At 61.0% G+C, this 19976-nt stretch carries 21 protein-coding genes; 5 read left to right on the top strand and 16 right to left on the bottom strand.

The features are described from left to right. Positions 1–2: 2 nt before the first annotated feature. The 5 genes from trpA to YH62_RS23285 form a co-directional block, all read right to left on the bottom strand. The gene (gene trpA / locus YH62_RS23260) at positions 3–842 is read right to left on the bottom strand and encodes a tryptophan synthase subunit alpha (RefSeq protein WP_046796691.1); all 840 of its coding nucleotides are present in this window, start codon (positions 840–842) and stop codon (positions 3–5) included. Between the two features lie 2 nt (positions 843–844). Continuing rightward, complete coding sequence (gene trpB / locus YH62_RS23265) at positions 845–2065, bottom strand: tryptophan synthase subunit beta (RefSeq protein WP_046796692.1); 1221 nt, start codon at positions 2063–2065, stop codon at positions 845–847. After that, the gene (locus YH62_RS23270) at positions 2062–2733 is read right to left on the bottom strand and encodes a phosphoribosylanthranilate isomerase (RefSeq protein WP_046796693.1); all 672 of its coding nucleotides are present in this window, start codon (positions 2731–2733) and stop codon (positions 2062–2064) included. Before YH62_RS23270 ends, trpB begins: the two co-directional genes overlap by 4 nt. Before the next feature lie 1161 nt (positions 2734–3894). Further along, a complete protein-coding gene (locus YH62_RS23280; RefSeq protein ID WP_046796695.1) occupies positions 3895–4656 on the bottom strand; it encodes a SprT family zinc-dependent metalloprotease in 762 nt (253 codons plus the stop codon). Positions 4657–4760: 104 nt separating this feature from the next. Next, entirely contained in the window at positions 4761–5183 is a 423-nt protein-coding gene (locus tag YH62_RS23285) for a DUF2852 domain-containing protein (protein ID WP_046796696.1), read from the bottom strand. Positions 5184–5636: 453 nt separating this feature from the next. Here YH62_RS23285 and YH62_RS23290 point away from each other — a divergent pair, with 453 nt between their 5' ends. After that, entirely contained in the window at positions 5637–6512 is an 876-nt protein-coding gene (locus tag YH62_RS23290) for a delta-class carbonic anhydrase (RefSeq protein WP_052760492.1), read from the top strand. Between the two features lie 57 nt (positions 6513–6569). Here YH62_RS23290 and phaZ read toward each other — a convergent pair whose 3' ends face one another. Together phaZ and YH62_RS23300 are read right to left on the bottom strand one after the other, a co-directional pair. After that, a complete protein-coding gene (gene phaZ / locus YH62_RS23295) occupies positions 6570–7850 on the bottom strand; it encodes a polyhydroxyalkanoate depolymerase (protein WP_046796822.1) in 1281 nt (426 codons plus the stop codon). Between the two features lie 201 nt (positions 7851–8051). Then, positions 8052–8894 (bottom strand): fumarylacetoacetate hydrolase family protein, encoded by an 843-nt coding sequence (locus YH62_RS23300; protein WP_046796697.1) that lies wholly within the window; start codon positions 8892–8894, stop codon positions 8052–8054. A gap of 701 nt (positions 8895–9595) precedes the next feature. Here YH62_RS23300 and YH62_RS30280 point away from each other — a divergent pair. Both YH62_RS30280 and YH62_RS23305 read left to right on the top strand, forming a co-directional pair. Continuing rightward, entirely contained in the window at positions 9596–9775 is a 180-nt protein-coding gene (locus YH62_RS30280; RefSeq protein ID WP_137326770.1) for a hypothetical protein, read from the top strand. A 209-nt stretch (positions 9776–9984) separates the two neighbouring features. Then, complete coding sequence (locus YH62_RS23305; RefSeq protein ID WP_046796698.1) at positions 9985–10587, top strand: nitroreductase family protein; 603 nt, start codon at positions 9985–9987, stop codon at positions 10585–10587. 61 nt (positions 10588–10648) lie between these two features. Here YH62_RS23305 and gyrB read toward each other — a convergent pair whose 3' ends face one another. The 5 genes from gyrB to YH62_RS23330 form a co-directional block, all read right to left on the bottom strand. After that, positions 10649–13084 carry a DNA topoisomerase (ATP-hydrolyzing) subunit B gene (gene gyrB, locus YH62_RS23310; RefSeq protein ID WP_046796699.1) on the bottom strand — a complete coding sequence of 812 codons (2436 nt, stop codon included), beginning with the start codon at positions 13082–13084 and terminating at the stop codon, positions 10649–10651. A 147-nt stretch (positions 13085–13231) separates the two neighbouring features. Then, complete coding sequence (locus tag YH62_RS23315) at positions 13232–13597, bottom strand: helix-turn-helix transcriptional regulator (RefSeq protein ID WP_046796700.1); 366 nt, start codon at positions 13595–13597, stop codon at positions 13232–13234. Beyond that, positions 13594–14163, bottom strand: a complete 570-nt coding sequence (locus YH62_RS23320; protein WP_046796701.1) for a Smr/MutS family protein — start codon at positions 14161–14163, stop codon at positions 13594–13596. Before YH62_RS23320 ends, YH62_RS23315 begins: the two co-directional genes overlap by 4 nt. Continuing rightward, on the bottom strand, positions 14160–15281 hold the full coding sequence (locus YH62_RS23325; protein ID WP_046796702.1) for a murein transglycosylase A: 1122 nt from the start codon (positions 15279–15281) through the stop codon (positions 14160–14162). Before YH62_RS23325 ends, YH62_RS23320 begins: the two co-directional genes overlap by 4 nt. Further along, complete coding sequence (locus YH62_RS23330; protein WP_046796703.1) at positions 15278–15976, bottom strand: Tim44/TimA family putative adaptor protein; 699 nt, start codon at positions 15974–15976, stop codon at positions 15278–15280. The genes YH62_RS23325 and YH62_RS23330 overlap by 4 nt, the downstream gene beginning before the upstream one ends. 116 nt (positions 15977–16092) lie before the next feature. Here YH62_RS23330 and YH62_RS23335 point away from each other — a divergent pair, with 116 nt between their 5' ends. Continuing rightward, on the top strand, positions 16093–16599 hold the full coding sequence (locus YH62_RS23335; protein ID WP_046796704.1) for an FxsA family protein: 507 nt from the start codon (positions 16093–16095) through the stop codon (positions 16597–16599). 88 nt (positions 16600–16687) lie between these two features. Continuing rightward, entirely contained in the window at positions 16688–17164 is a 477-nt protein-coding gene (gene secB, locus YH62_RS23340; RefSeq protein ID WP_046796705.1) for a protein-export chaperone SecB, read from the top strand. 24 nt (positions 17165–17188) lie between these two features. On the opposite strand, the gene dnaQ is transcribed toward secB, so the two are convergent. Genes dnaQ through YH62_RS23360 form a run of 4 tightly spaced genes read right to left on the bottom strand, consistent with a single transcriptional unit; the run spans position 17189 to position 19970 of the window. Next, positions 17189–17926 carry a DNA polymerase III subunit epsilon gene (gene dnaQ / locus YH62_RS23345; protein WP_046796706.1) on the bottom strand — a complete coding sequence of 246 codons (738 nt, stop codon included), beginning with the start codon at positions 17924–17926 and terminating at the stop codon, positions 17189–17191. Next, on the bottom strand, positions 17919–18527 hold the full coding sequence (coaE, locus tag YH62_RS23350) for a dephospho-CoA kinase (protein ID WP_046796707.1): 609 nt from the start codon (positions 18525–18527) through the stop codon (positions 17919–17921). The genes dnaQ and coaE overlap by 8 nt, the downstream gene beginning before the upstream one ends. Further along, complete coding sequence (locus YH62_RS23355) at positions 18524–19384, bottom strand: shikimate dehydrogenase (RefSeq protein WP_046796708.1); 861 nt, start codon at positions 19382–19384, stop codon at positions 18524–18526. The genes coaE and YH62_RS23355 overlap by 4 nt, the downstream gene beginning before the upstream one ends. Next, entirely contained in the window at positions 19377–19970 is a 594-nt protein-coding gene (locus YH62_RS23360; RefSeq protein WP_046796709.1) for a Maf-like protein, read from the bottom strand. The genes YH62_RS23355 and YH62_RS23360 overlap by 8 nt, the downstream gene beginning before the upstream one ends. Positions 19971–19976 lie beyond the last annotated feature (6 nt).

Below are 19976 nucleotides of genomic sequence, written 5' to 3' on the forward strand. Positions count from 1 at the left end.
ATTTATTCGGCGGCAACAAGGCGGGCCGAACGCACGCCCGAGGCAAGGCCCCGGACGAGGGTCGCGACGGAGGCGACGGTATCGGGCCCAGCCTGGCCGTCCTTGGTGAGACTGCCGGCAATCTGTGCAACGATCGCGGTACCGACGACGACACCATCGGCCGCCGCGCCGATCGCGCGGGCATGGTCGGCGGTCTTGACGCCGAAGCCGACGCAGACCGGCAGTTCCGTGTGGCCCTTGATGCGCTCAACAGCGCCCGAGATCAACGAAGGATCGGGTAGAGCCGAACCGGTAATGCCGTTCATGGATACGTAGTAGACGAAGCCGGATGTGTTCTTCAACACGGTCGGCAGGCGCTTGTCATCGGTGGTGGGGGTCGCCAGCCGGATGAAGTTTATGCCTTTTTCCAGCGCCGGAATGCAGAGCTCGTCATCCATTTCCGGCGGCAGGTCGACGATGATAAGCCCATCGATGCCGGCTTCCAGCGCATCGTCCAGAAATTTTTCGACGCCGTAGATATAGATGGGATTGTAGTAACCCATCATGACGATCGGCGTGTCATTGTCGCCCTCGCGGAAGCGGCGGGCAAGCTCCAGGGTCTTGGCGAGCGTCTGGCCGCCCTTCAAGGCGCGCTGGCCGGCTAACTGGATCGCCGGGCCATCGGCCATCGGATCGGAGAACGGCATGCCGAGTTCGATAATATCGGCGCCGGCGCCGGGAAGCGCCTTCATGATGCCGAGCGAGGTTTCGAAATCGGGATCGCCGCCCATGAAATAGGTGATGAGCGCGGGGCGCCCTTCCGTCTTCAGGCTTGCGAAACGTTTGTCCATGCGAGCGGTCATGATCACATCCCCATCCCGAGAATCTTGCCGACGGTGAAGATGTCCTTGTCGCCGCGGCCCGAGAGGTTCATCAGGATGATCTCGTCCTTGCCCATCTTCGGCGCCCGCTTGATGACCTCCGCCAGCGCGTGGCTGGGCTCCAGAGCCGGAATGATGCCTTCGAGGCGGGTGAGCATCTGGAAGGCTTCCAGCGCCTCGTGGTCCATGATCGGCACGTATTCTGCACGGCCGATATCGTTGAGCCAGCTATGTTCCGGACCAATGCCGGGATAATCGAGGCCGGCCGAAATCGAATGGCCTTCCTTGATCTGACCGTCGCCGTCCTGCAGCAGGTAGGTGCGGTTGCCATGCAGAACGCCCGGCGAGCCGGCAGTAATCGAGGCGCAGTGCTCATCGCCCTGAAGGCCCTTGCCGCCCGCCTCGACGCCGACGATCTTCACCCCGTCGTCATCCAGGAATGGGTGGAAGATGCCGATCGCGTTGGAACCTCCGCCGACGGCGGCAATCACCATATCCGGCAGGCGGCCTTCGGCGGCGAGCATCTGCTCGCGGGCTTCCGCGCCGATCACGGCCTGAAAATCGCGGACCATTTCCGGATAGGGATGCGGGCCGGCGGCCGTGCCGATCAGGTAATAGGTGCTGTCGACATTGGTGACCCAGTCGCGTAGCGCCTCGTTCATGGCGTCCTTCAGCGTGCCGTGGCCTGCGGTGACCGGAATGACTTCGGCGCCAAGGAGCTTCATGCGGAAGACGTTCGGCGCCTGGCGCTCGACATCGGTGGCGCCCATGTAGACGACGCAGGGAAGGTCGAACCGGGCGGCAACCGTTGCCGAGGCGACACCGTGCTGGCCGGCGCCGGTTTCGGCGATGATGCGGGTCTTGCCCATACGCTTGGCGAGCAGGATCTGGCCGATGCAATTGTTGATCTTGTGGGAGCCGGTGTGGTTCAGCTCCTCGCGCTTGAAGTAGATCTTCGCGCCGCCGAGTTCGGCCGTCAGCCGCTCGGCGAAATAGAGCGGGCTCGGCCGGCCGATATAATGGGCGCCGAGATGCTTCAATTCCGCCTGGAAAGCCGGATCGTTTTTCGCCTTTTCCCACTCGCCCTGCAGGTCGAGGATCAGCGGCATCAGGGTTTCGGCGACGAAGCGCCCACCATAGATGCCGAAACGGCCATCCTCATCGGGGCCGGCGCGAAACGAATTGGGTCTTGGCGTCTGGTTCACTCTTTGCTCCCTGCAGCCTTTCGCGGCTCGGCTCCGGCGATCGCCTCGAAAAAGGCATCGATCATCGAGAGGTCCTTCACGCCCGGCGCGCTTTCCACTCCGGAAGAAACATCTACGCCGCCGGCCCGCGTGGTGGCGAGCGCGAGACCGACATTCTCTTTGTTCAGCCCCCCGGAAAGCATGTAATCCATGCCTTCGTCAAGGGAAGCCATGAGGCCCCAATCAAAGGAAACGCCGTTGCCGCCCGGAAGTTCGGAACCGGCCGGCGCCTTGGCGTCGAACATGAAGCGGTCCGCCACGCCGATATAGGAATCGATGCGGTCGAGATCGGCGGCTTCGCGGACGGAAAAGACCTTCATGACCGGGAGGCCGTAAAGCGCCTTCAGATGCAGGATGCGCTCCGGGCTTTCATGGCCGTGGAGCTGCAGGATATCCGGCTTCACGAGGTGGACGATATCGTCCATCGTCTCGTCATCCGCATCCACCGTCACGGCCACGATCTTGACGCGGCCGCGCGCGCGGTCGGCAAGCTCGGCTGCTGCATCCGGCTCTATGTTGCGCGGGCTTTTCGGAAAAAAGATAAAGCCGATATGGGTCGCTCCGCGTGCGATCGCCCGATCGACCGCTTCCGCCGTCTTCAGCCCGCAGATCTTGATATCCGGTTTCATGGGGGCGGAGTGACATGAAATGCGCCAAGAGTCGAGTTAAATCCTCGGGTCTCACTGCGTTCGCCCGAGGATGACGAGGGTCCTCGGGTCAAGCCCGAGGATGACGACTCACGTTGTGAGATTGCTTCCTCGAAGCAGGTGGGAGCTCGAGGAAGACGAGTAGGCAGACTCATCCCTTGGTGCCTGTGGCTGTTCATTTTCGGCCGGGACACGTCGAGTGCCTCGTATTTGTATTTTATGGTGACACGCGACGTGTCCCGTTCGGTGTGTTTTTCCGCGCAACTCCGGTCCCTCTGCGGCGGCCCATATGTTGTTGATTATTAGCCGGGCCGGGTTGTGTGCGACACACGCACGCCCCGCCATTTCTCAGGCGAGAGGGAGACCATTTTCTGCGCAGCCCCTCACAACCCGCCTGCATCAACGGCGGATCGAAAGGGCACCGGCCCCATCTCGCCGGCGATGCTGGACCGGTGCAGCCGAAACAGGACCGGGAGATTATGGAGTGGATTTGGAGAGCGGGGATGGAGAAATGGGTAAGTTATTGAGATCGTTCAGGAGATGCTTTGAATCGTCCCCATCTGACGGAGATGACGGCTTGTTTGTGCGGTAGATCCTCGGGACATCCTCGGGTTTAACCCGAGGACGAGGATGACGAAAAGGAAGGTTGGAGCAAGGGTGCCCCAATCAACCGCCGAGGGCGGTCTCACTGGAGACGCCACACCGAGGCCGGACTGCTGGATGTGCCCCAAGCACGGCATCGAGTTTGGCACCTTTTGCAAACCCTCAAGGTTCGTCATCCTCGTCCTCGGATTAAACCCGAGGATGTCCCGAGGATCCAAGCACAAACAACAATCATGAGACGGCAATGGTCTTCTCGCCGTGCAGACGCACGGCGGCTGGATTCCTGTGACTGATCCCCGGATCAAGTCCGGGGACAGGAATGACGGGAAGTATGCTGCAACTGTGGCGTCCTACTTGCTCGCCGAGTGTCATCTCGACTCCGCTCAGCCCCCCTCTGCCCTGCCGGGTATCTCCCCCCAAGGGAGGGAGATGGATATGCCGCGCCGTTTCAGCGTCCCCTCGACCATCTACGGGGAAAGGATACGCCGAGCAAAATGTTGGCGAGTAAAGGGCAATTCCCGTCGAGTCAGATGAATAATATCATTCAAAATCAATGGCATGGAGCTGCGAGCCGTGCTGCTTCAGCCATTTGCGCGCCTCTTCCATGCGCGGGCAGAGTTCACGGCAGAGCGCCCAGAATTGCGGGCCGTGGTTCATTTCCCGAAGATGGGCGACCTCGTGGGCAGCGAGATAGTCGATCACCAGCGGCGGCGCCATGACGATGCGCCAGGAAAAGCTCAGGTTTCCATCCCACGAGCAAGAGCCCCAGCGGCTGCGGGTATCCTTCATGGTGATCGATTTCACCGGCTTGCGGATCGCTGCCGCATGAACGGCGACGAGAGCCTCCAGATCGCGACGCGCCTCTTTCTTGAGAAAGGCGGAAATCCGCCGGCCCATATGATCTTCGAGCCCGCTGACCTTCAGCACCGGCTTGCCCTCGACGATCAGAGCTTCGGTCACCCCGCGAAGACTGCCGGTGTGCTCGATACCGTGCGGCACTCCCCGCAGCGACAGTTTTCCACCATGCCGAATGGGGTTTTCGAGCGTGAACTTGGCGAGCTTCGTCAGCAGCCAGCCCTGGTGCCGATCGAGGAAATCATCGATTTCGCTTTTCCTCAAGCCGAGCGGCACCGTGAGGTTGAGCGCCCGGCCGCCCGGTTCGATGCGCAGCGTGATGCGGGTGGCCCGGTTGTTCTCGCGGATCGTCAGCGGCATCGCCCGGTTGCCGACCTCGAGCGTACGCCTGACCGTTTCCGGCGCCTTGCGCGGCGTTCTGACAGGCTTTTTGAGAAGGGCGAACATGAAGGTCCTTTTAGCCGATTCGCAAGGCCGGCTCATACAAAAAAGCCGGCGCCGCAAGGCGCCGACCCATCAAACGTTTCACGTGAATCCATCCCGATCCGCTATCAGAGATCGACGACCGGATTCTGCCCGGAGGAACGATTGTTCCGCTCGCGCATGAAGCGATCGAATTCTTCCTGATCCTTCGCCCGGCGCAGCTCGCGGACATAATTGTCGAATTCCTCGCGCATCTCATCGAGCTTGCGACGCTCTTCTTCCAGGCGGTCGAGTTCCGCCTTGCGCCAATCGTCGAATGCGACGTTGCCGGTGTTGAAATGCGTCTGGTAGCGCGCTTTGGCGCGTCGGCAGCCGGCGAACATGCCATCCGCCTTGCGGTTCGCATCGCGCTTGAAGCCCTGGAGCCGCTCGCCGAACAGAATATAGGCGAGCATGGCAAGGCCAAGCGGCCAGAAGACGACGAAACCGAGCACCATCAATGCAATGGTGGCCGGAGTCCAATCCGGACGGATCAATGCTGACTGGTTCATTGGTGACACCCTTCGTTTCCGCGGGCGGCCGCATGCCAGCCCGTCGAATTCGATTTGGGAAGTTCTCAATCGCCCTTCAAGACGGCGAAACAAGGAATCCAAGAAGATGCTGAAATACCAGCGGGAAATCATCCTGCTCGGCGATTGAAGAGTCTTGTAGCCCACCATTCGCCTCCGCCGGTTTGCGACAGGCCGCAAATCGAGCCGTTACCTCAGACTGGAAATACTTTCTCCAGCAATTGCAGCCGGTTGGCCGCCTCTCCTAGTCCTGGCCGGCTCTTTACATCCTCTCCGGGCCTTTCTTCGCAAGACCTCAGAGCTTGTTTGCTCTATCAGCGCACCGGTTTCCGCGAAGACTAGAAGCAGACGATGCATCGTCCAGCTCTGAGCCAGCACCCGCTGTGACCCACAGCGGGTTTCAGTTGTACACACCTATAGCAACAGGATTCATAAATGAGACTAGAACCGGCTCTTGGCGCCCTTGCCGCCGTTTCGCTTTTGGCCCTCGGCTCGCCGTCTGCGGCAGACACGGCTGATCATGCGCCCGCATCCGTGACTGAGGAAGTCATCGCAGTTCAGCGAGCCAACCTTGCGGAAATGACCGCAGATGCGGGCTTCGGACCCCAGTCGCCTCGCGATATCGATTCCATTGAAGGGAGCAACGAGCATAGGTTTGCCTTCGCGCCACCCTATTCGCAAATGAACTTGTGCAACATCCACCTTCACAAGAATGCCGAGCACAAGGGAGGCGAGTTCACAACGTTTGCCGGGAACGGCGACGGTCATGGCTACGGGACGGGATACAGGTTCAACGGCGAATTGACTGCGAAGGAATTGGCACCGCTCGATATGAAGATCGGCGCATCCAGCCATGGTGAACTCCTGCCGGGCGACACGATCGAAGTTCATTTCGTTTATTCCACGGCGAATGTTTCTCCCGGCGCAACGCTGGGGGCCTGCATGAATGATGCAGTTATCAACCCTCAGCTGCGCGTGGAAACGCAAGTCGCGGTGCTGGTGAACGATCTACGCGCTCTCGACTTCGTAGAGCTGACGGAAATCCAGAAGGTGGATGGTTTCTATCAGGCGCTCCATATGCCGACGGACATGGGAAAGCCTGTCCAGTATGCAGGTTCGACTACCGGTCCGGATTACAATGAGAAGGGGTCGCCGTTTCAGGTCAGCTGGGGAGTCCGGCCCAAGGTTGCCAAGGTCAATATCGCAAGCGTAGGCCGCTGGTTCACAAACAATCCTTTCGACGAGGACCACGCGCACGGCGTTCGAAATCTCGTGGTAAACCCTGACCTGCTTTCGGCAATCGGCGAATAAGTCCAAGCCATCAAGAAACCGCCATGCGGATGCCCCGGGGAAATCAGATCGCGGGCATCAGCCGGCCTTGCCACCCTTGATGACGCGCTTGACCGGCGCCTTGCCGCCGGTTCTTGCGTGCTTCTGCGCGAAGGCCAGGATGCGCGGCGCGATCTCGCGGCGGAAGCGCGAGCCGTTGAAGACGCCGTAATGGCCGACATCCGGCTGCATGTAATGCATGCGGAGGCTTTCCGGAATATTGGGACAGATGGTATGCGCGGCCCTGGTCTGGCCGAGACCTGAAATATCGTCGTTCTCGCCTTCGATGGTGAGAAGAGCGACACGGCGGATCGCGGTCGTATCGACCGGTTCGCCGCGATGGGTCATCTCGCCCTTCGGCAATGAATGCTTGATGAAGACCGTATCGACCGTCTGAAGATAGAATTCCTCCGTCAGGTCCATCACCGCCAGATATTCATCGTAGAAATCCCGGTGCTTTTCGGCGGACTCGCCATCGTTCTTCACCAAGTGTTCGAAGAACTCCTTATGGGCGATCAGATGGCGGTCGAGGTTCATCGACATGAAGCCGGAAAGCTGCAGGAAGCCCGGATAGACGGCGCGCGAGAAACCTGGCTGCGGCCAGGGCACGTGCATGATGACGTTATCGCGGAACCATTCGAGCGTGTGGTTCTGCGCCAATTCATTGACGGCGGTGGGATTGATGCGGGTATCGATCGGCCCGCCCATCAGCACCATGGAGGCGGGGACAAGCGGGTCTTCCGCCGCTTCCATGACCGCCACGGCGGCGAGCACCGGCACCGAGGGCTGGCAGACCGCCACGACATGCGCGCCGGCGCCAATCTCATGCAGCATCTCGATGACGTAATCGATGTAATCGTCGAGATCGAAGCTGCCATCCGAGAGCGGCACCATGCGGGCATCGACCCAATCGGTGATGTAGATTTCCGCATGCGGCAGAAGCGCTTCCACAGTGCCGCGCAGCAATGTGGCATAGTGGCCGGACATGGGCGCGACCAGCAGGATCTTCTGATCCGGCGCGCGATCGGCCGGCAGATCCCGCCGAAAATGCAGGAGATTGCAGAAGGGCTTTGCCCAGACGATCTCCTCCATGACTGCGACCGTCTCGCCATCGACCACGGTCGAATGGAGGCCGAAGGAAGGCTTGGCATAACGGCGCGTCATGCGCTCGAAAACCTCGAGCCCCGCCGCGACGGCGCGGCCCATCGTCGTCTGTGAATAGGGATTGAGCGGGTTCTCGTAAGCCAGACGCATGGCATCCGCCGCCGCACGGACCGGCGCCATGGCGGCATGGTTCAGTTCATAGAGCTGGTAGAACATCGAATTGCCACCCTTCATCACATCCGAAAGCATTTTCGACGATTTCGTCATATCCCTCGGTACAGCAGCAAGCGTTCAATAAACTATCAGTTTTCTATTGCGGCGCAACATCAAGAACGCCGCCGGGCTATATGGGGCTCGCGAGAGAGAGTAGAGATCCCCACCCCTACTCGCTGAGCCTCATATAGCGGCAAGCATCGCTCAAGCGTCGGCGACGAAGGTCTGCTTCTGGGTGCCGAGGCCTTCGATGCCGAGTTCGACGACATCACCGGCCTTCAGGAAGCGCGGCGGCTTCATGCCGAGGCCGACGCCGGGAGGGGTGCCGGTGGAGATGACATCGCCCGGATGCAGCGACATGAACTGGCTGAGATAGGAGACCAGGAAGGCGACGCCATAGACCATGGTCTTGGAAGAGCCGTTCTGCATGGTCTCGCCGTTGACCTTCAGCCACATGCCGAGGTTCTGCGGATCGGCGACCTCGTCCTTGGTAACGAGCCAGGGGCCGATCGGGCCGAAGGTGTCGCAGGACTTGCCCTTGGTCCACTGGCCGGAACGCTCCTGCTGGAAGGCGCGCTCGGAAACGTCATGCGAGACGCAATAGCCGGCGACGTAATCCATCGCCTCTGCCTCGGAAACATATTTCGCCTTCTTGCCGATGACGACGCCGAGCTCGACTTCCCAGTCTGTCTTTTCGGAGCCGCGCGGGATCAGCACCTCGTCATTCGGGCCGCAGATGGCGGAGGTCGCCTTCATGAAGATGACCGGCTCCGGCGGCACGGTGGCACCGGTTTCGGCGGCATGGTCGGAGAAGTTGAGCCCGATGCAGATAAACTTGCCGGTGCCGGCGACGCAGGCGCCGACGCGGCTTGCCGGAAGCTCGGGCAGGCTCTTCGGATCGAGCGCGGCGATCCTTGCGAGGCCTTCCGGCGAAATCGCCTCGCCGGCAATATCGGCGACATGGCCGGACAGGTCGCGGATCTTGCCATCATTGTCGAGAAGTGCCGGCTTTTCCTGGCCCGGCTGGCCAATGCGCGTCAGTTTCAAAGGGAAACTCCTCCGATTGTCAGACAGGTGGCGTTATGGACGATCCTTTTTGGCTTGTCACGACCAATTGCGGGCGCAACCGTTCCCCTTCCGGCGGGATTCCACCTGCGGAGACAGGAGAAATCATTTCCAATCCGGAAGGAAATCCATCGAGCTTTCCCAAGGAGATAGAGGAGATACGCTCCACAAACGATCAAAGTCTTTCCAGATTGGGAATGATCCCTGGTGAAGTTTCCGCGGTTTGCCTGCATATGGCGCGGGTTTTTCGAGCTTCTGCCCGACTGTTTCAGCTTTCCGGGCAGCAAGCGGCCGGAAGGGTGACTGCCCGCCAGTCGTCACCCTTCCGTTCCGCAACTCTCCACCGTCAGCAGCCGACATTCCCCCAACGGACCCTGGATACCGCAGCTTCGGCGGTTCCCGGATATCTCACCGATTCTCGGTTATAAGTTCTGTCGGACATCGGCCGGTCGATCGGCTGGGAAAAATCGCTTCCGATCCGGGAGCTTTTCTCCCTTATTTTTCCGATAGATAGGACGCGTCGCCAGACCGTCAGCCCAAACCCCACCGAAACGGAACCAATTCGGCGTGATTTATTCCCCCTCCGGCCGCATCTAGGGGGTGCCGGACCGATGCCAGTTCAACCTATGGCAACCGGCGCAGCCTCATCGAGATGCCCCAAGGGCAGAAAGGCAGGTGCGGTCATGTCTATCGCGGAACTGAGCAAGACTTCTCGAGCACGCCCGAACCACCGGATGGCGATCGAGGACACGCGGATCGAAAGATACCCCCTGCACATTTTCGTGCCGGTGTGGATCGGCATGATCACGGTTTGCCTAGTGTTCTGGGTCTTCGTCCTGAAGCTAATCGCCAACGCTTTCTGAGACGACGTTAGCCGGATTCAGGCGCAGCCTTCTGCGCCTGCTGTCGGCTCAGCACTCCTCCAGCGCGCAAGTGACTACCCGGACGCACCCGGTTCCCGTGCGTATCAAGGCACCCGATGCGGCAGCATCGACAATCTCTGTTCGATTTTTCTCCCGCCTGGCTTATCCTGCCGCTCTCCACAATAGTGTTCGAGCTTGCAAGGAAACTCATGACCAGCGCCAACAGCCGCCAATCCGAATATCCGATCGATGCCTTTTTCCTGAAGCGCTGGTCGCCCCGCGCCTTTACCGGCGAGCCGATAACCAAAGAGACGATGCTGACCATTCTGGATGCGGCCCACTGGGCTCCCTCTTCCGGCAACGGCCAGCCATGGCGCTTCGTCTATGCGCTGAAAGGAACGCCGGATTTCGACGTGCTTCTCGATATCCTCGTTGAAAGCAACCAACGCTGGGCGAAGAATGCGTCCGCCCTCATCATCCTGATCTCCAAGACCTACCGCGTTTCCTCTACGGGCGAGCGGCGACACGCCCATACCCATGCCTTCGACACCGGGGCGGCATGGTTCTCGCTCGCCGCGCAGACGATGAAGCTCGGCCTCTACGCCCACGGCATGGAGGGCATGAGCCGCGAAAAGGCGATGGAAGTGCTCGGCGTTCCGGATGGCTATCGGGTGGAGGCCGCAGCCGCGATCGGCCATCTCGCCGACAAGGACACGCTGCCAGAGGATATTCGCGAACGCGAGGTTCCGAGCAAGCGCAAGCCGCTTGCCGAAGTGGCCTTCGAGGGACGGTTCATGGGCAGCGCCGATTGAGCGGAGCGCACCGTTTCACGTGAATCTGCTCGAAAACGGATTCACGTGAAACCCGACTCGATTAGATATCGAGGTTTGCGACGCTCAGCGCGTTGTCCTGGATGAACTCACGGCGGGGCTCCACTTCGTCGCCCATCAGGCGCGAGAAGAGGCCATCGGCATCGGTGGCATCGTTCACCTTCACCTGCAGGAGAGAACGGACGTTCGGATCGAGCGTCGTTTCCCAGAGCTGTTCGGCGTTCATCTCGCCAAGCCCCTTGTAGCGCTGCATGGACAGACCCTTGCGCCCGGATGCGAAGATGGCTTCCAGAAGAGCGATAGGGCCGGAAATTTCCTGCTCGCCTTCCTTGCGGGCAAGAACGGGCGGCTTCGCGTAGATTTCCTGCAGGCGGCGGGTCATCTGGTCGATATGGCGCGCATCGGCCGAGCCGATGAGGGCGACATCGAGGACCGCGACTTCCTTGACCCCGCGCACCATGCGCTCGAAGCGGAGGCCGCCTTCGCTGGTGACGTGACCTGACCAGCCGCGCTCGGTCTCCTCGGCAATCAGGTCCAGACGACGGGCTACTTCATCTGCCGTCTGCTGGGCGCGTTCGCGATTGTCGGTGAGCTCCGGGTTGAGTGCGCCGGAAATGGCCGCCTGCTCGATGATCGAGCGGCTGTAGCGAGAATGCAGGCCGCTCAGCAGCGTGCGGAGGCGAAGCGCGTCCTGGATTACTTCTCGCAGATCTTGACCGACCCGGACCTCACCGGAACCAAGCGTCAGGCGCGCTTCATCTATACCGGCGCTGATCAGATATTCCTCCAGCGCCTTCTCGTCCTTCAGGTACTGGACGGACTTGCCACGGCTGACCTTGTAGAGAGGCGGCTGGGCGATGAAGAGGTGGCCGCGCTCGATCAGCTCCGGCATCTGGCGGAAGAAGAAGGTGAGCAGCAGCGTGCGGATGTGGGCGCCATCGACGTCAGCGTCCGTCATGATGATGATCTTGTGGTAGCGCAGCTTGTCGGCGTTGAATTCGTCCTTGCCGATCGAGGTGCCGAGCGCAGTGATCAGCGTACCGATCTCCTGGCTGGACAGCATCTTGTCGAAGCGGGCGCGCTCGACATTGAGGATCTTGCCGCGCAGCGGCAGAATGGCCTGGCTCTCGCGCGAGCGGCCCTGCTTTGCCGAGCCGCCAGCGGAATCGCCCTCAACGAGGAAAAGCTCGGATTTGGCGGGGTCGCGTTCCGAACAATCGGCGAGCTTACCGGGAAGCGAAGCAATATCGAGAGCGCCCTTGCGGCGGGTGAGCTCGCGGGCCTTGCGAGCCGCCTCGCGGGCGACGGCGGCTTCAACCACCTTGCCGACCAGGATCTTGGCTTCCGCCGGATGCTCCTCGAACCAGGTGCTCAGCGCCTCGTTGACCAAGCTTTCGACCACGGGGCGGACTTCGGAGGAGACGAGCTTGTCCTTCGTCTGCGACGAGAACTTCGGGTCCGGTACCTTGACGGAAAGAACGGCCGTCAGGCCTTCACGGCAGTCTTCGCCCTGCAGCGTCACCTTTTCCTTCTTGGTGATCCCCGAACTATCCGCATAGGACGTGACCTGGCGGGTCAAGGCACCGCGGAAGCCGGCCATATGGGTACCGCCATCGCGCTGCGGGATATTGTTGGTGAAGCAGAGCACGTTCTCGTGGTAGCTGTCGTTCCACCAGAGCGCGACTTCGACGGTAATGCCGTCCTTCTCGCCCTTGATCGCCACCGGCTTATCGACCAGAGATTTCTTGGCGCGATCGAGATAACGGACGAAAGCCTCCAGGCCGCCGTCATAGAGCAGTTCCTCCTGCCTGACATCCGACTTGCGCTTATCGGTGAGCAGAATGCGCACACCCGAATTCAGGAACGCGAGTTCGCGCAGGCGATGTTCGAGCGTGCCGTAGTCGAATTCCACCATGGAAAAGGTGCCTGAACTCGGCAGGAAGGTGACCTCGGTGCCGGAACGGCCCTCGTACTGCCCGACCACTTTGAGGGGGGCATCCGCCACGCCATGGGTGAAGCTCATTTCATGGATCTCGCCGCTGCGCCGGATGCGCAGCTTCAACCAGACCGAAAGCGCGTTGACGACCGAGACGCCGACGCCATGCAGGCCGCCCGAGACCTTGTAGGAATTCTGGTCGAACTTTCCGCCGGCATGAAGCTGCGTCATGATGACTTCCGCAGCCGACACGCCCTCGCCGCTATGGATAGCCGTCGGGATGCCGCGACCGTTGTCGGTCACGGTTACCGAGCCGTCCGGATTGAGAGTGACGGTGACGATGTCCGCATGGCCGGCCAGAGCTTCGTCGATCGCATTGTCCACCACTTCATAGACCATGTGGTGCAGGCCCGAACCATCGTCGGTATCCCCGATATACATGCCCGGACGCTTGCGGACGGCATCGAGGCCCTTCAGGACCTTGATCGAATCGGCGCCGTATTCTGTGCTCGCGTCGTTCAGGCTCGCGGGTGTATCGGTCATCAAAGAACTTTCCATCTGATCGAGAGCGGGGCGATCGCCGCAAGCGAATCACCAGCCTTTTTCACTCTCGAATATAGGGAATCCAAGGCGATTTCTAAAGGTTAAGACCAGCCGAATGCGGCAGAAAGGAGGGGATGCAACAGCAACTCAGCGCCGGATAGAGGCCTTATCCAAAAGTTTCTCCATTTCGTCTATCACATCCGGCGGCAAAGAGCGAATCTCGCGGGCTATGCGATTGGCAAAAGCGGTGTATTTCGGCCCCAGGCCGGCGGTATCGAGCACTATGCGGGGATGGGAGGCTTCGGCCAGGAGGAAGAGATCTTCGGCCTCGTCCCAGATGATGTTGAAATAGCCCGCGACCCGCTGAAGGAAATCGAAGCTCGGCCTTCCCCGCCGGCCATGCTCCAGCGCCGAAAGATAGGCCGGCGAAACGCCGATCGCCCGAGCCATCTCGCTCTGGGTCACGCCCTTGCGGGCTCTCAACTCGCGCAATGCCTGCCCGAAAGGTGTCATGGGCGCTCCCCTCCCCTATGGCGGGCGAGGCGCACATACATTGCCCCTTCACCGCCGTGATGGCGCGCCGCCGGCTCATAGGAGGAGATGAGGAAGCGGAATTCCGGCTTGGAGAACCATAACGGCACCGCGCGGCGAAGCGCGCCCTCGCTGCCGAGCGAACTGCCCTTGCCGGTGATGACAAGCACATGCCGCAGCCCCCGTTCATGGGCGCGGAAGAGAAAGTCGAGAAGCAGATCGTGCGCTTCGCCTTGGAAAAGGCCGTGCAGGTCGATGCGCGCCTCGATCGGCAGATGGCCCTTGGCAAGCTTCTTCTTCACCGGTCTTTCGAGCGGATGGTGGGTGCCGGCCGGGCGTTTCGGCCGCGGAACCGGCGGCGCAAGAGCCTGCTCTTCGGGAGGATGCGTGAGCTTCGGCCTGACGGCCTCCGCCGCGGCGCGTTCTGCCGCCAGTTCCTCCTCGAATTCGAGGATTTCCTTCATGCGGCCCGGCAGGGCATGCGTGCTCTTCGCAACCTTGCCCCAGAGAATCCGCTCTTCCGGATCCAATTTGCGACCGCTCTTCATGCGCCGAACCTGACTGCCGCCACTCTCGGGACAAGAATATAAAAATCCGCCTCGTTGCGCACCGTGCCGGCAGCCTCGCCGGCGGCCTCGCCCGAGCCGGTGAATATATCGCCGCGAGCGGGCCCGACGATCGCCGAGCCGGTATCGAGCGCAAGCATGAGCCGCGCGAAGGGCTTGCCGGCATCGAGATGGGTCAATGTTTCCGAGCGGATGAAAAAGGGAAAACCGAAGGTGTGTATAGACCGGTCCACCGCCAGCGAACGGTTCGGGATCAACGGCACCTTGGCCGCAGCGACCGGCCCGAGCGCCGGATCGTCCACTTCCGCTTCGCGGAAGAAGATATAGGACCGGTTATGCCAGAGGACCTCATCGACCTTAGCCGGATTCTCCGCCAGCCAGGCACGAATGCTCTGCATGGAAACGGTGGCGGGATCGATCTCGCCACGATCGATCAGCAGGCGTCCGATCGGCGAAAAGGGATGGCCGGCCTTGGCCGCATAGGTGACCCGGCATGAGCGGCCATCAGGATATTTCAGCCGTGCCGCGCCCTGGATGTGCACGAAGAAGACATCGACCTTTGATTTCGCCCATGCGATTTCCAGTCCCCGCCCCTCTAGAAAACCTCGATCGATCGCCTCGCGATCCGGATAGGGCGTGACGATGCCGTTCTCCTGCCGCCCTAAGGCGTAGGAAGGGTCCATGCCATGAGGTCGGTTGGCCTCGTCGAGGTCGACCAGATCGTCAGGGCGACGGTAGAAGGGAAATCTCCAGACCTCGTCGCGCGTCTCGCGGACTTCTATTTCCGGCTCGTAGAAACCGGTGACGAAGCCACGGTGCGCATCCCCGCGGTTGATCAGGAACGGTGTGCAGTGCTCTTCGAAGAAGGCGCGGGCGGAGGCAGCATCATGAGGCTGGAAAACGGATGCGGCTTCCAGCAGCGGCTCGAGATCGGCGCTCGTCAAACCGAGAGAGCCGGTGCGATAGGGTTTGACGGAACGGATATGTTCCAGACAGGCGCGAAGGCCGGGGAAAAGCGGCGTGGGATCGTCGTCTTGCCATCCCGCAAGATCGGAAAAGGAAACCGAACGAAGCGCGAAATCCGGCAAAGCAGCGGTCATTGCTCGGATTCGGTGGCGATCAACTTCCAGTTAGGATCGCGCGATCGAATGTCGCGGGCGAAGGTCCAAATATCGGTGACCTCCGCAACCGTCTCCTGGTCACCCTCGATGAGCGTGCCGGCCTTATCATAGGTCGCGGAAATGAGTTGGCTGATGATGCGCAACGTCACCTGCTCCTCGGAATCCTTGATCGTCGCATTGGTGATATCGGCCTTCTCGATGCCGACAAAGGTGGACTTCACCACCTCGCCCCTCGCTTCGCGTTCCGAAATCGCCGCGTCGAAGCCGTCATGAACTTCCTTCGACAGCAAGCCCTTCAAGGTCTTCCGGTCACCATCGGCAAAGGCCATGACGATCATTTCATAGGCCATCTTCGCGCCGTTGAGGAATTCCCTCGGCTTGAAGGAGGGGTCGGCCTTGGCAATATCACGCAGCGACGCGTTGAGCGCAGTGCCGGGCTTGGCGAAGGTATCGATATCGGAGAAACGCTCCTCCTCCTCCTGGGCATCGCGACGAGGCAGCGTCACGACCTTGCCGTCATCACCGCCCGGAGCCCTTGCGACATCGCGAGGGCTGAACGGATCGAGCGGCGGCTTCTCGTTTCCGGTCCGCCGGCCCAGCACGCTGCGTAGCTGCAGGAAGATAAGAACTGCCGCGACCAGAAAAAAGAGAGTTATAAAGTCGTTCGAGCCCATCTTCACCCGCAATTGCCGTTTAAATCTAAAGCGTGTTTTCTCATATAGTCCGCATCCGCCAATCATTCAAATGGCGATGCTGTTATGAGCCGATTACCTGGAGGAACGACCAACACATGCGTCTATTCATCGTGCCGCTCATCCTGCTTGGACTACCGCTGGCCGAAATCGCCGGGTTCGTCGTCGTCGGCCGGGCACTTGGGCTTTGGGCGACCCTCGGACTGGTAATCCTGACGGCCGTTGCGGGTGCGCTTCTGCTCAGAAGCCAGGGGCTCCACATTCTCCGGCAGCTTTCCGCCGAGAGCCGGGAAGGCCGCCTGCCTGGCGAAACCCTGGTGGATGCGGCGATGATCGTGGTGGCCGGGATCCTGCTGCTGCTTCCAGGCTTCATCACCGACATCATCGGGCTTGCGCTGTTCATTCCGTTCGTGAGGCGTCTGGTCTGGTCGGCGATCGGCCGGCATATCGTCATCGTCGGCCCCTCGGGCGGAGGAAGCTACCGCCATACGCGCGAGCCTTCCGGCAAGGTCGGCCCAGGGCCCGTCGTCGATCTCGACGAAGAGGACTACACACGCGACCCCAATTCATCCTCGCCCTGGTCCCGGCAGAAGCGGGAGGAGTAACCCCAAGCCGCCGGCTGCGGCTGCAAGGGTTGTAAGGCCGGGGCCGAAATGCTAGAGCGCCTCAAAATTCAAAGTCGCGAGGAATCTCATGGCCAACGAAGACACCAAAGCAGCAAGCCCGTCGCTCAACATCCTTGCGCAATATACCAAGGATCTTTCCTTCGAAAATCCGGGCGCGCCGCGCTCCCTGCAGGCCCGTGACAAGGCCCCGGCGATCAACATCAATGTGAATGTGAACGCCAATCCGCTTTCGGATACGGATTTCGACGTGGTTCTGTCGCTGAATGCCGAGGCCAAGGAAGACGACAAGGTGGTCTTCGCCGTGGAACTCGTCTATGGCGGCGTCTTCCGCATCTCCGGTTTCCCGCAGGAACACATGCTGCCCGTGCTTTTCATCGAGTGCCCGCGGCTTCTCTTCCCCTTCGCGCGGCAGATCATCGCCGACGTGACGCGTAATGGCGGCTTCCCGCCGCTGCTGATCGACCCGATCGACTTCGCGCAGATGTTCGCCCGCCGCGTGGCCGAAGAACAGGCTCGCGCCAAGGTTCAGCCGCTGAACAGCTAAGCGGCGCAGTTTTTACGGATATTTTCAGGAAGCCCGGACTTGAACGTCCGGGTTTTTCGTTTCTGCGGTTTCGTATTTCGTCCAGATCGCCTTCTGGCCGAGCGATGCGACGAGCGCCTGATGCGCCTGGAGCTGCTCTTCGGTGAGGCGGGGGGCAAGCGGGCGGGGCCGGCCGGTGGCGCCAACCACCATTTCCTCGATTTCGATCACGGTCGCCGACTGCTCGACACCCGTCAGGCCGAGCGCCGCCTGACGGCCGCCGGTCATCTCGATATAGACTTCAGCGAGAAGCTCGGAGTCGAGGAGCGCGCCATGCTTGGTGCGGTGGGCATTGTCGATGCCGTAGCGCCGGCAGAGCGCATCGAGCGAATTCGGGCCCATCGGATGCTTGCGGCGCGCGAGCGCCAACGTATCCACTACCCTGTCCATCGTGACCGGAGGCAGGCCGATCCTTTCGAACTCCGCATTCACGAAGCCGATATCGAAGTTGGCGTTATGGGCGATCCACTTTGCACCATCGAAGAACTCGACGATCTTGTGGGCGACATCGGCGAATGCCGGCTTGTCCTTCAGGAACTCGTCGGTGATCCCATGTACGGCAAGCGCATCCGGATGAACCTTGCGATCGCCGGGATTGATGTAGAGATGCAGCGTATTGCCGGTCGGGAAATTGTTGATGAGCTCGATGCCGCCGATCTCGATGATGCGATCGAACTTCGATTCCAGGCCTGTCGTTTCCGTATCGAAGATGATCTCACGCATGATCTTTCCCGCTCCTTGTGCCTGACCGAAGGGCGGCGATGATTTCTTCCACCCTGGCTCTGGCCGCTTCCATGCCGTGCCCGGTATCGACCAGGAAATCGGCTCGTTTGCGCTTCTCCGCATCCGGCATCTGCCGGGAGAGAATCATGTCCAATTTTTCCTCGGTCATGCTGGGTCGCGCAAGCACTCTTTCACGCTGGATCTGTGGATCGCATGTGACGACCACGATGACATCCACGCGCGCTTCACCCCCGGCTTCGAAGAGGAGCGGTATATCGAGGAGGACCATGTCGGAATTGAGAGCGCGGTGACGCGCGAGAAATTCCGCCTCCCGCTTTCGGACCAGCGGATGGACGATCGATTCGAGGCGGCGAAGAGCTGCCGGATCGCCGGCAAGCCGGCGGCTCAGTTCCTGCCGATCCACCACGCCTTCCTTCACCGTTCCCGGAAAAGCGTGCTCGACCGGCCCGGCCGCTTCGCCGCGGTAAAGATCGTGCACCACCGCATCGGCATCGTTCACCGGAATGCCGGCTTCCGCGAACATTTTCGCGGTCGTCGATTTTCCCATGCCGATGGATCCGGTGAGGCCGATGATGATCATCCGTGCGTTTCCATGTCGGCAATAACGAGCTCGCGGAGCGCCTGGTCGACTTTCGGGCGCACGCCGAACCACTTCTCGAAACCGGGAGCTGCCTGGTGCAGCAACATGCCGAGCCCATCGACGATCGCAAAGCCCTGAGTTTCCGCCTGGGCGAGAAGCGGCGTCTTCAGCGGCACATAGACGATATCCGTCACCACCGCCCCTTCCGCCAACCTCGAGAAATCGATATGCGGCACTTCCCCGCCATCCATGCCGAGGGACGTGGTGTTCACGAAAAGCCCGGCACCCGCCATGACCTCGCCGAGGGCTTCGGTGGGATGGGCACGAACCTTCGGGCCGAAGCGATCGGCCAATTCCCGGGCGCGTGCGACCGTGCGGTTCACCACATGGATCTCGCCGACGCCGCGATCGCGGATCGCCTGGATAACCGCCCGGCTCGCGCCGCCGGCGCCAAGGACGACAGCGCGGGTCGCGCGATCCCAGCCGGGATGCCGGTCATCCAGATTGGCGACGAAGCCGTGGCCATCGGTATTGGTCGCATGCAGCAGGCCTTCATCCATCCACAGCGTATTGGAAGCGCCGAGTTCTTCCGCCAGCGCATCCGGCCGATCAGCAAGCCGGTAAGCCGCCTCCTTGTGCGGGATGGTGACATTGCCGCCCCGATAGCCGGAAGCGCCGCTTTTCAGCTTTTCGATGAAGCGCGGAAAATCCTCCTCGCTCACCGCTTCGGCGCGATAATCACCCTCAAGTCCGAGCCGCTTCAGCCAATATCCATGGATGAGCGGGGAGCGCGAATGCCGGATCGGCCAGCCCGTTACGAATGCTTTAACCATGATTGTTTCACGTGAATCATCCATCGATTGCCCCGATTTCGCGGAGCTTTGCCAAAAGCGGCAGCATCGGCAGGCCCAGAATGGTGAAGTAATCGCCTTCTATCGCCGAGAAAAGCTGGATGCCTTCGCCTTCCAACTGATAGGCGCCGACGCTGGAAAACGCCTTGCTCCCGACGCTGGCGAGATAGCGATCGACGAAATCTTCCGACAGCGTCCTCACCGTGAGATCCGCGTGGGCGACATGCCGCCATACGATCTGTCCATCCCGCACCAGGGCGACCGCACTGTTCAGGCGATGCGTCTTTCCCGAGAGCGAGAGCAGGTTTTCGCGCGCCTCGGCAAGGCTTTTCGGCTTGTGGTAGACCCGAGCCCCGAGCGACATGGTCTGGTCGGAGCCGATCACCAGTGCGCCGGGGACGTGCCGGCTGACATCTTCGGCCTTCGCGAGCGCGAGCGCGGCGGCAATTTCATCCGGCGATGCATCTCCGAGACCTGCCTCGATCGCGCGTTCATCGATATCAGCGGCACGGGCATCGAAAATCAGCCCGGCGTTCTCCATCAGCATGCGACGGAAGGGGCTGGAGGACGCCAGCACGATGGGCAGATTCACTATATA

Source organism: Rhizobium sp. LC145 (assembly GCF_001005825.1).
Classification (GTDB): domain Bacteria; phylum Pseudomonadota; class Alphaproteobacteria; order Rhizobiales; family Rhizobiaceae; genus Neorhizobium.

What these genes read in the sequence shown, in the direction of transcription:
- coaE (WP_046796707.1), bottom strand. Translation starts at nt 18,527, where the DNA reads ATGATCATCATCGGCCTCACCGGATCCATCGGCATGGGAAAATCGACG.
- YH62_RS23290 (WP_052760492.1), top strand. Translation starts at nt 5,637, where the DNA reads ATGAGACTAGAACCGGCTCTTGGCGCCCTTGCCGCCGTTTCGCTTTTG.
- YH62_RS23305 (WP_046796698.1), top strand. Translation starts at nt 9,985, where the DNA reads ATGACCAGCGCCAACAGCCGCCAATCCGAATATCCGATCGATGCCTTT.
- YH62_RS23330 (WP_046796703.1), bottom strand. Translation starts at nt 15,976, where the DNA reads ATGGGCTCGAACGACTTTATAACTCTCTTTTTTCTGGTCGCGGCAGTT.
- trpA (WP_046796691.1), bottom strand. Translation starts at nt 842, where the DNA reads ATGACCGCTCGCATGGACAAACGTTTCGCAAGCCTGAAGACGGAAGGG.
- dnaQ (WP_046796706.1), bottom strand. Translation starts at nt 17,926, where the DNA reads ATGCGTGAGATCATCTTCGATACGGAAACGACAGGCCTGGAATCGAAG.
- YH62_RS30280 (WP_137326770.1), top strand. Translation starts at nt 9,596, where the DNA reads ATGTCTATCGCGGAACTGAGCAAGACTTCTCGAGCACGCCCGAACCAC.
- YH62_RS23315 (WP_046796700.1), bottom strand. Translation starts at nt 13,597, where the DNA reads ATGACACCTTTCGGGCAGGCATTGCGCGAGTTGAGAGCCCGCAAGGGC.
- gyrB (WP_046796699.1), bottom strand. Translation starts at nt 13,084, where the DNA reads ATGACCGATACACCCGCGAGCCTGAACGACGCGAGCACAGAATACGGC.
- YH62_RS23325 (WP_046796702.1), bottom strand. Translation starts at nt 15,281, where the DNA reads ATGACCGCTGCTTTGCCGGATTTCGCGCTTCGTTCGGTTTCCTTTTCC.
- YH62_RS23285 (WP_046796696.1), bottom strand. Translation starts at nt 5,183, where the DNA reads ATGAACCAGTCAGCATTGATCCGTCCGGATTGGACTCCGGCCACCATT.
- YH62_RS23270 (WP_046796693.1), bottom strand. Translation starts at nt 2,733, where the DNA reads ATGAAACCGGATATCAAGATCTGCGGGCTGAAGACGGCGGAAGCGGTC.
- YH62_RS23335 (WP_046796704.1), top strand. Translation starts at nt 16,093, where the DNA reads ATGCGTCTATTCATCGTGCCGCTCATCCTGCTTGGACTACCGCTGGCC.
- YH62_RS23355 (WP_046796708.1), bottom strand. Translation starts at nt 19,384, where the DNA reads ATGGATGATTCACGTGAAACAATCATGGTTAAAGCATTCGTAACGGGC.
- YH62_RS23280 (WP_046796695.1), bottom strand. Translation starts at nt 4,656, where the DNA reads ATGTTCGCCCTTCTCAAAAAGCCTGTCAGAACGCCGCGCAAGGCGCCG.
- YH62_RS23320 (WP_046796701.1), bottom strand. Translation starts at nt 14,163, where the DNA reads ATGAAGAGCGGTCGCAAATTGGATCCGGAAGAGCGGATTCTCTGGGGC.
- phaZ (WP_046796822.1), bottom strand. Translation starts at nt 7,850, where the DNA reads ATGTTCTACCAGCTCTATGAACTGAACCATGCCGCCATGGCGCCGGTC.
- secB (WP_046796705.1), top strand. Translation starts at nt 16,688, where the DNA reads ATGGCCAACGAAGACACCAAAGCAGCAAGCCCGTCGCTCAACATCCTT.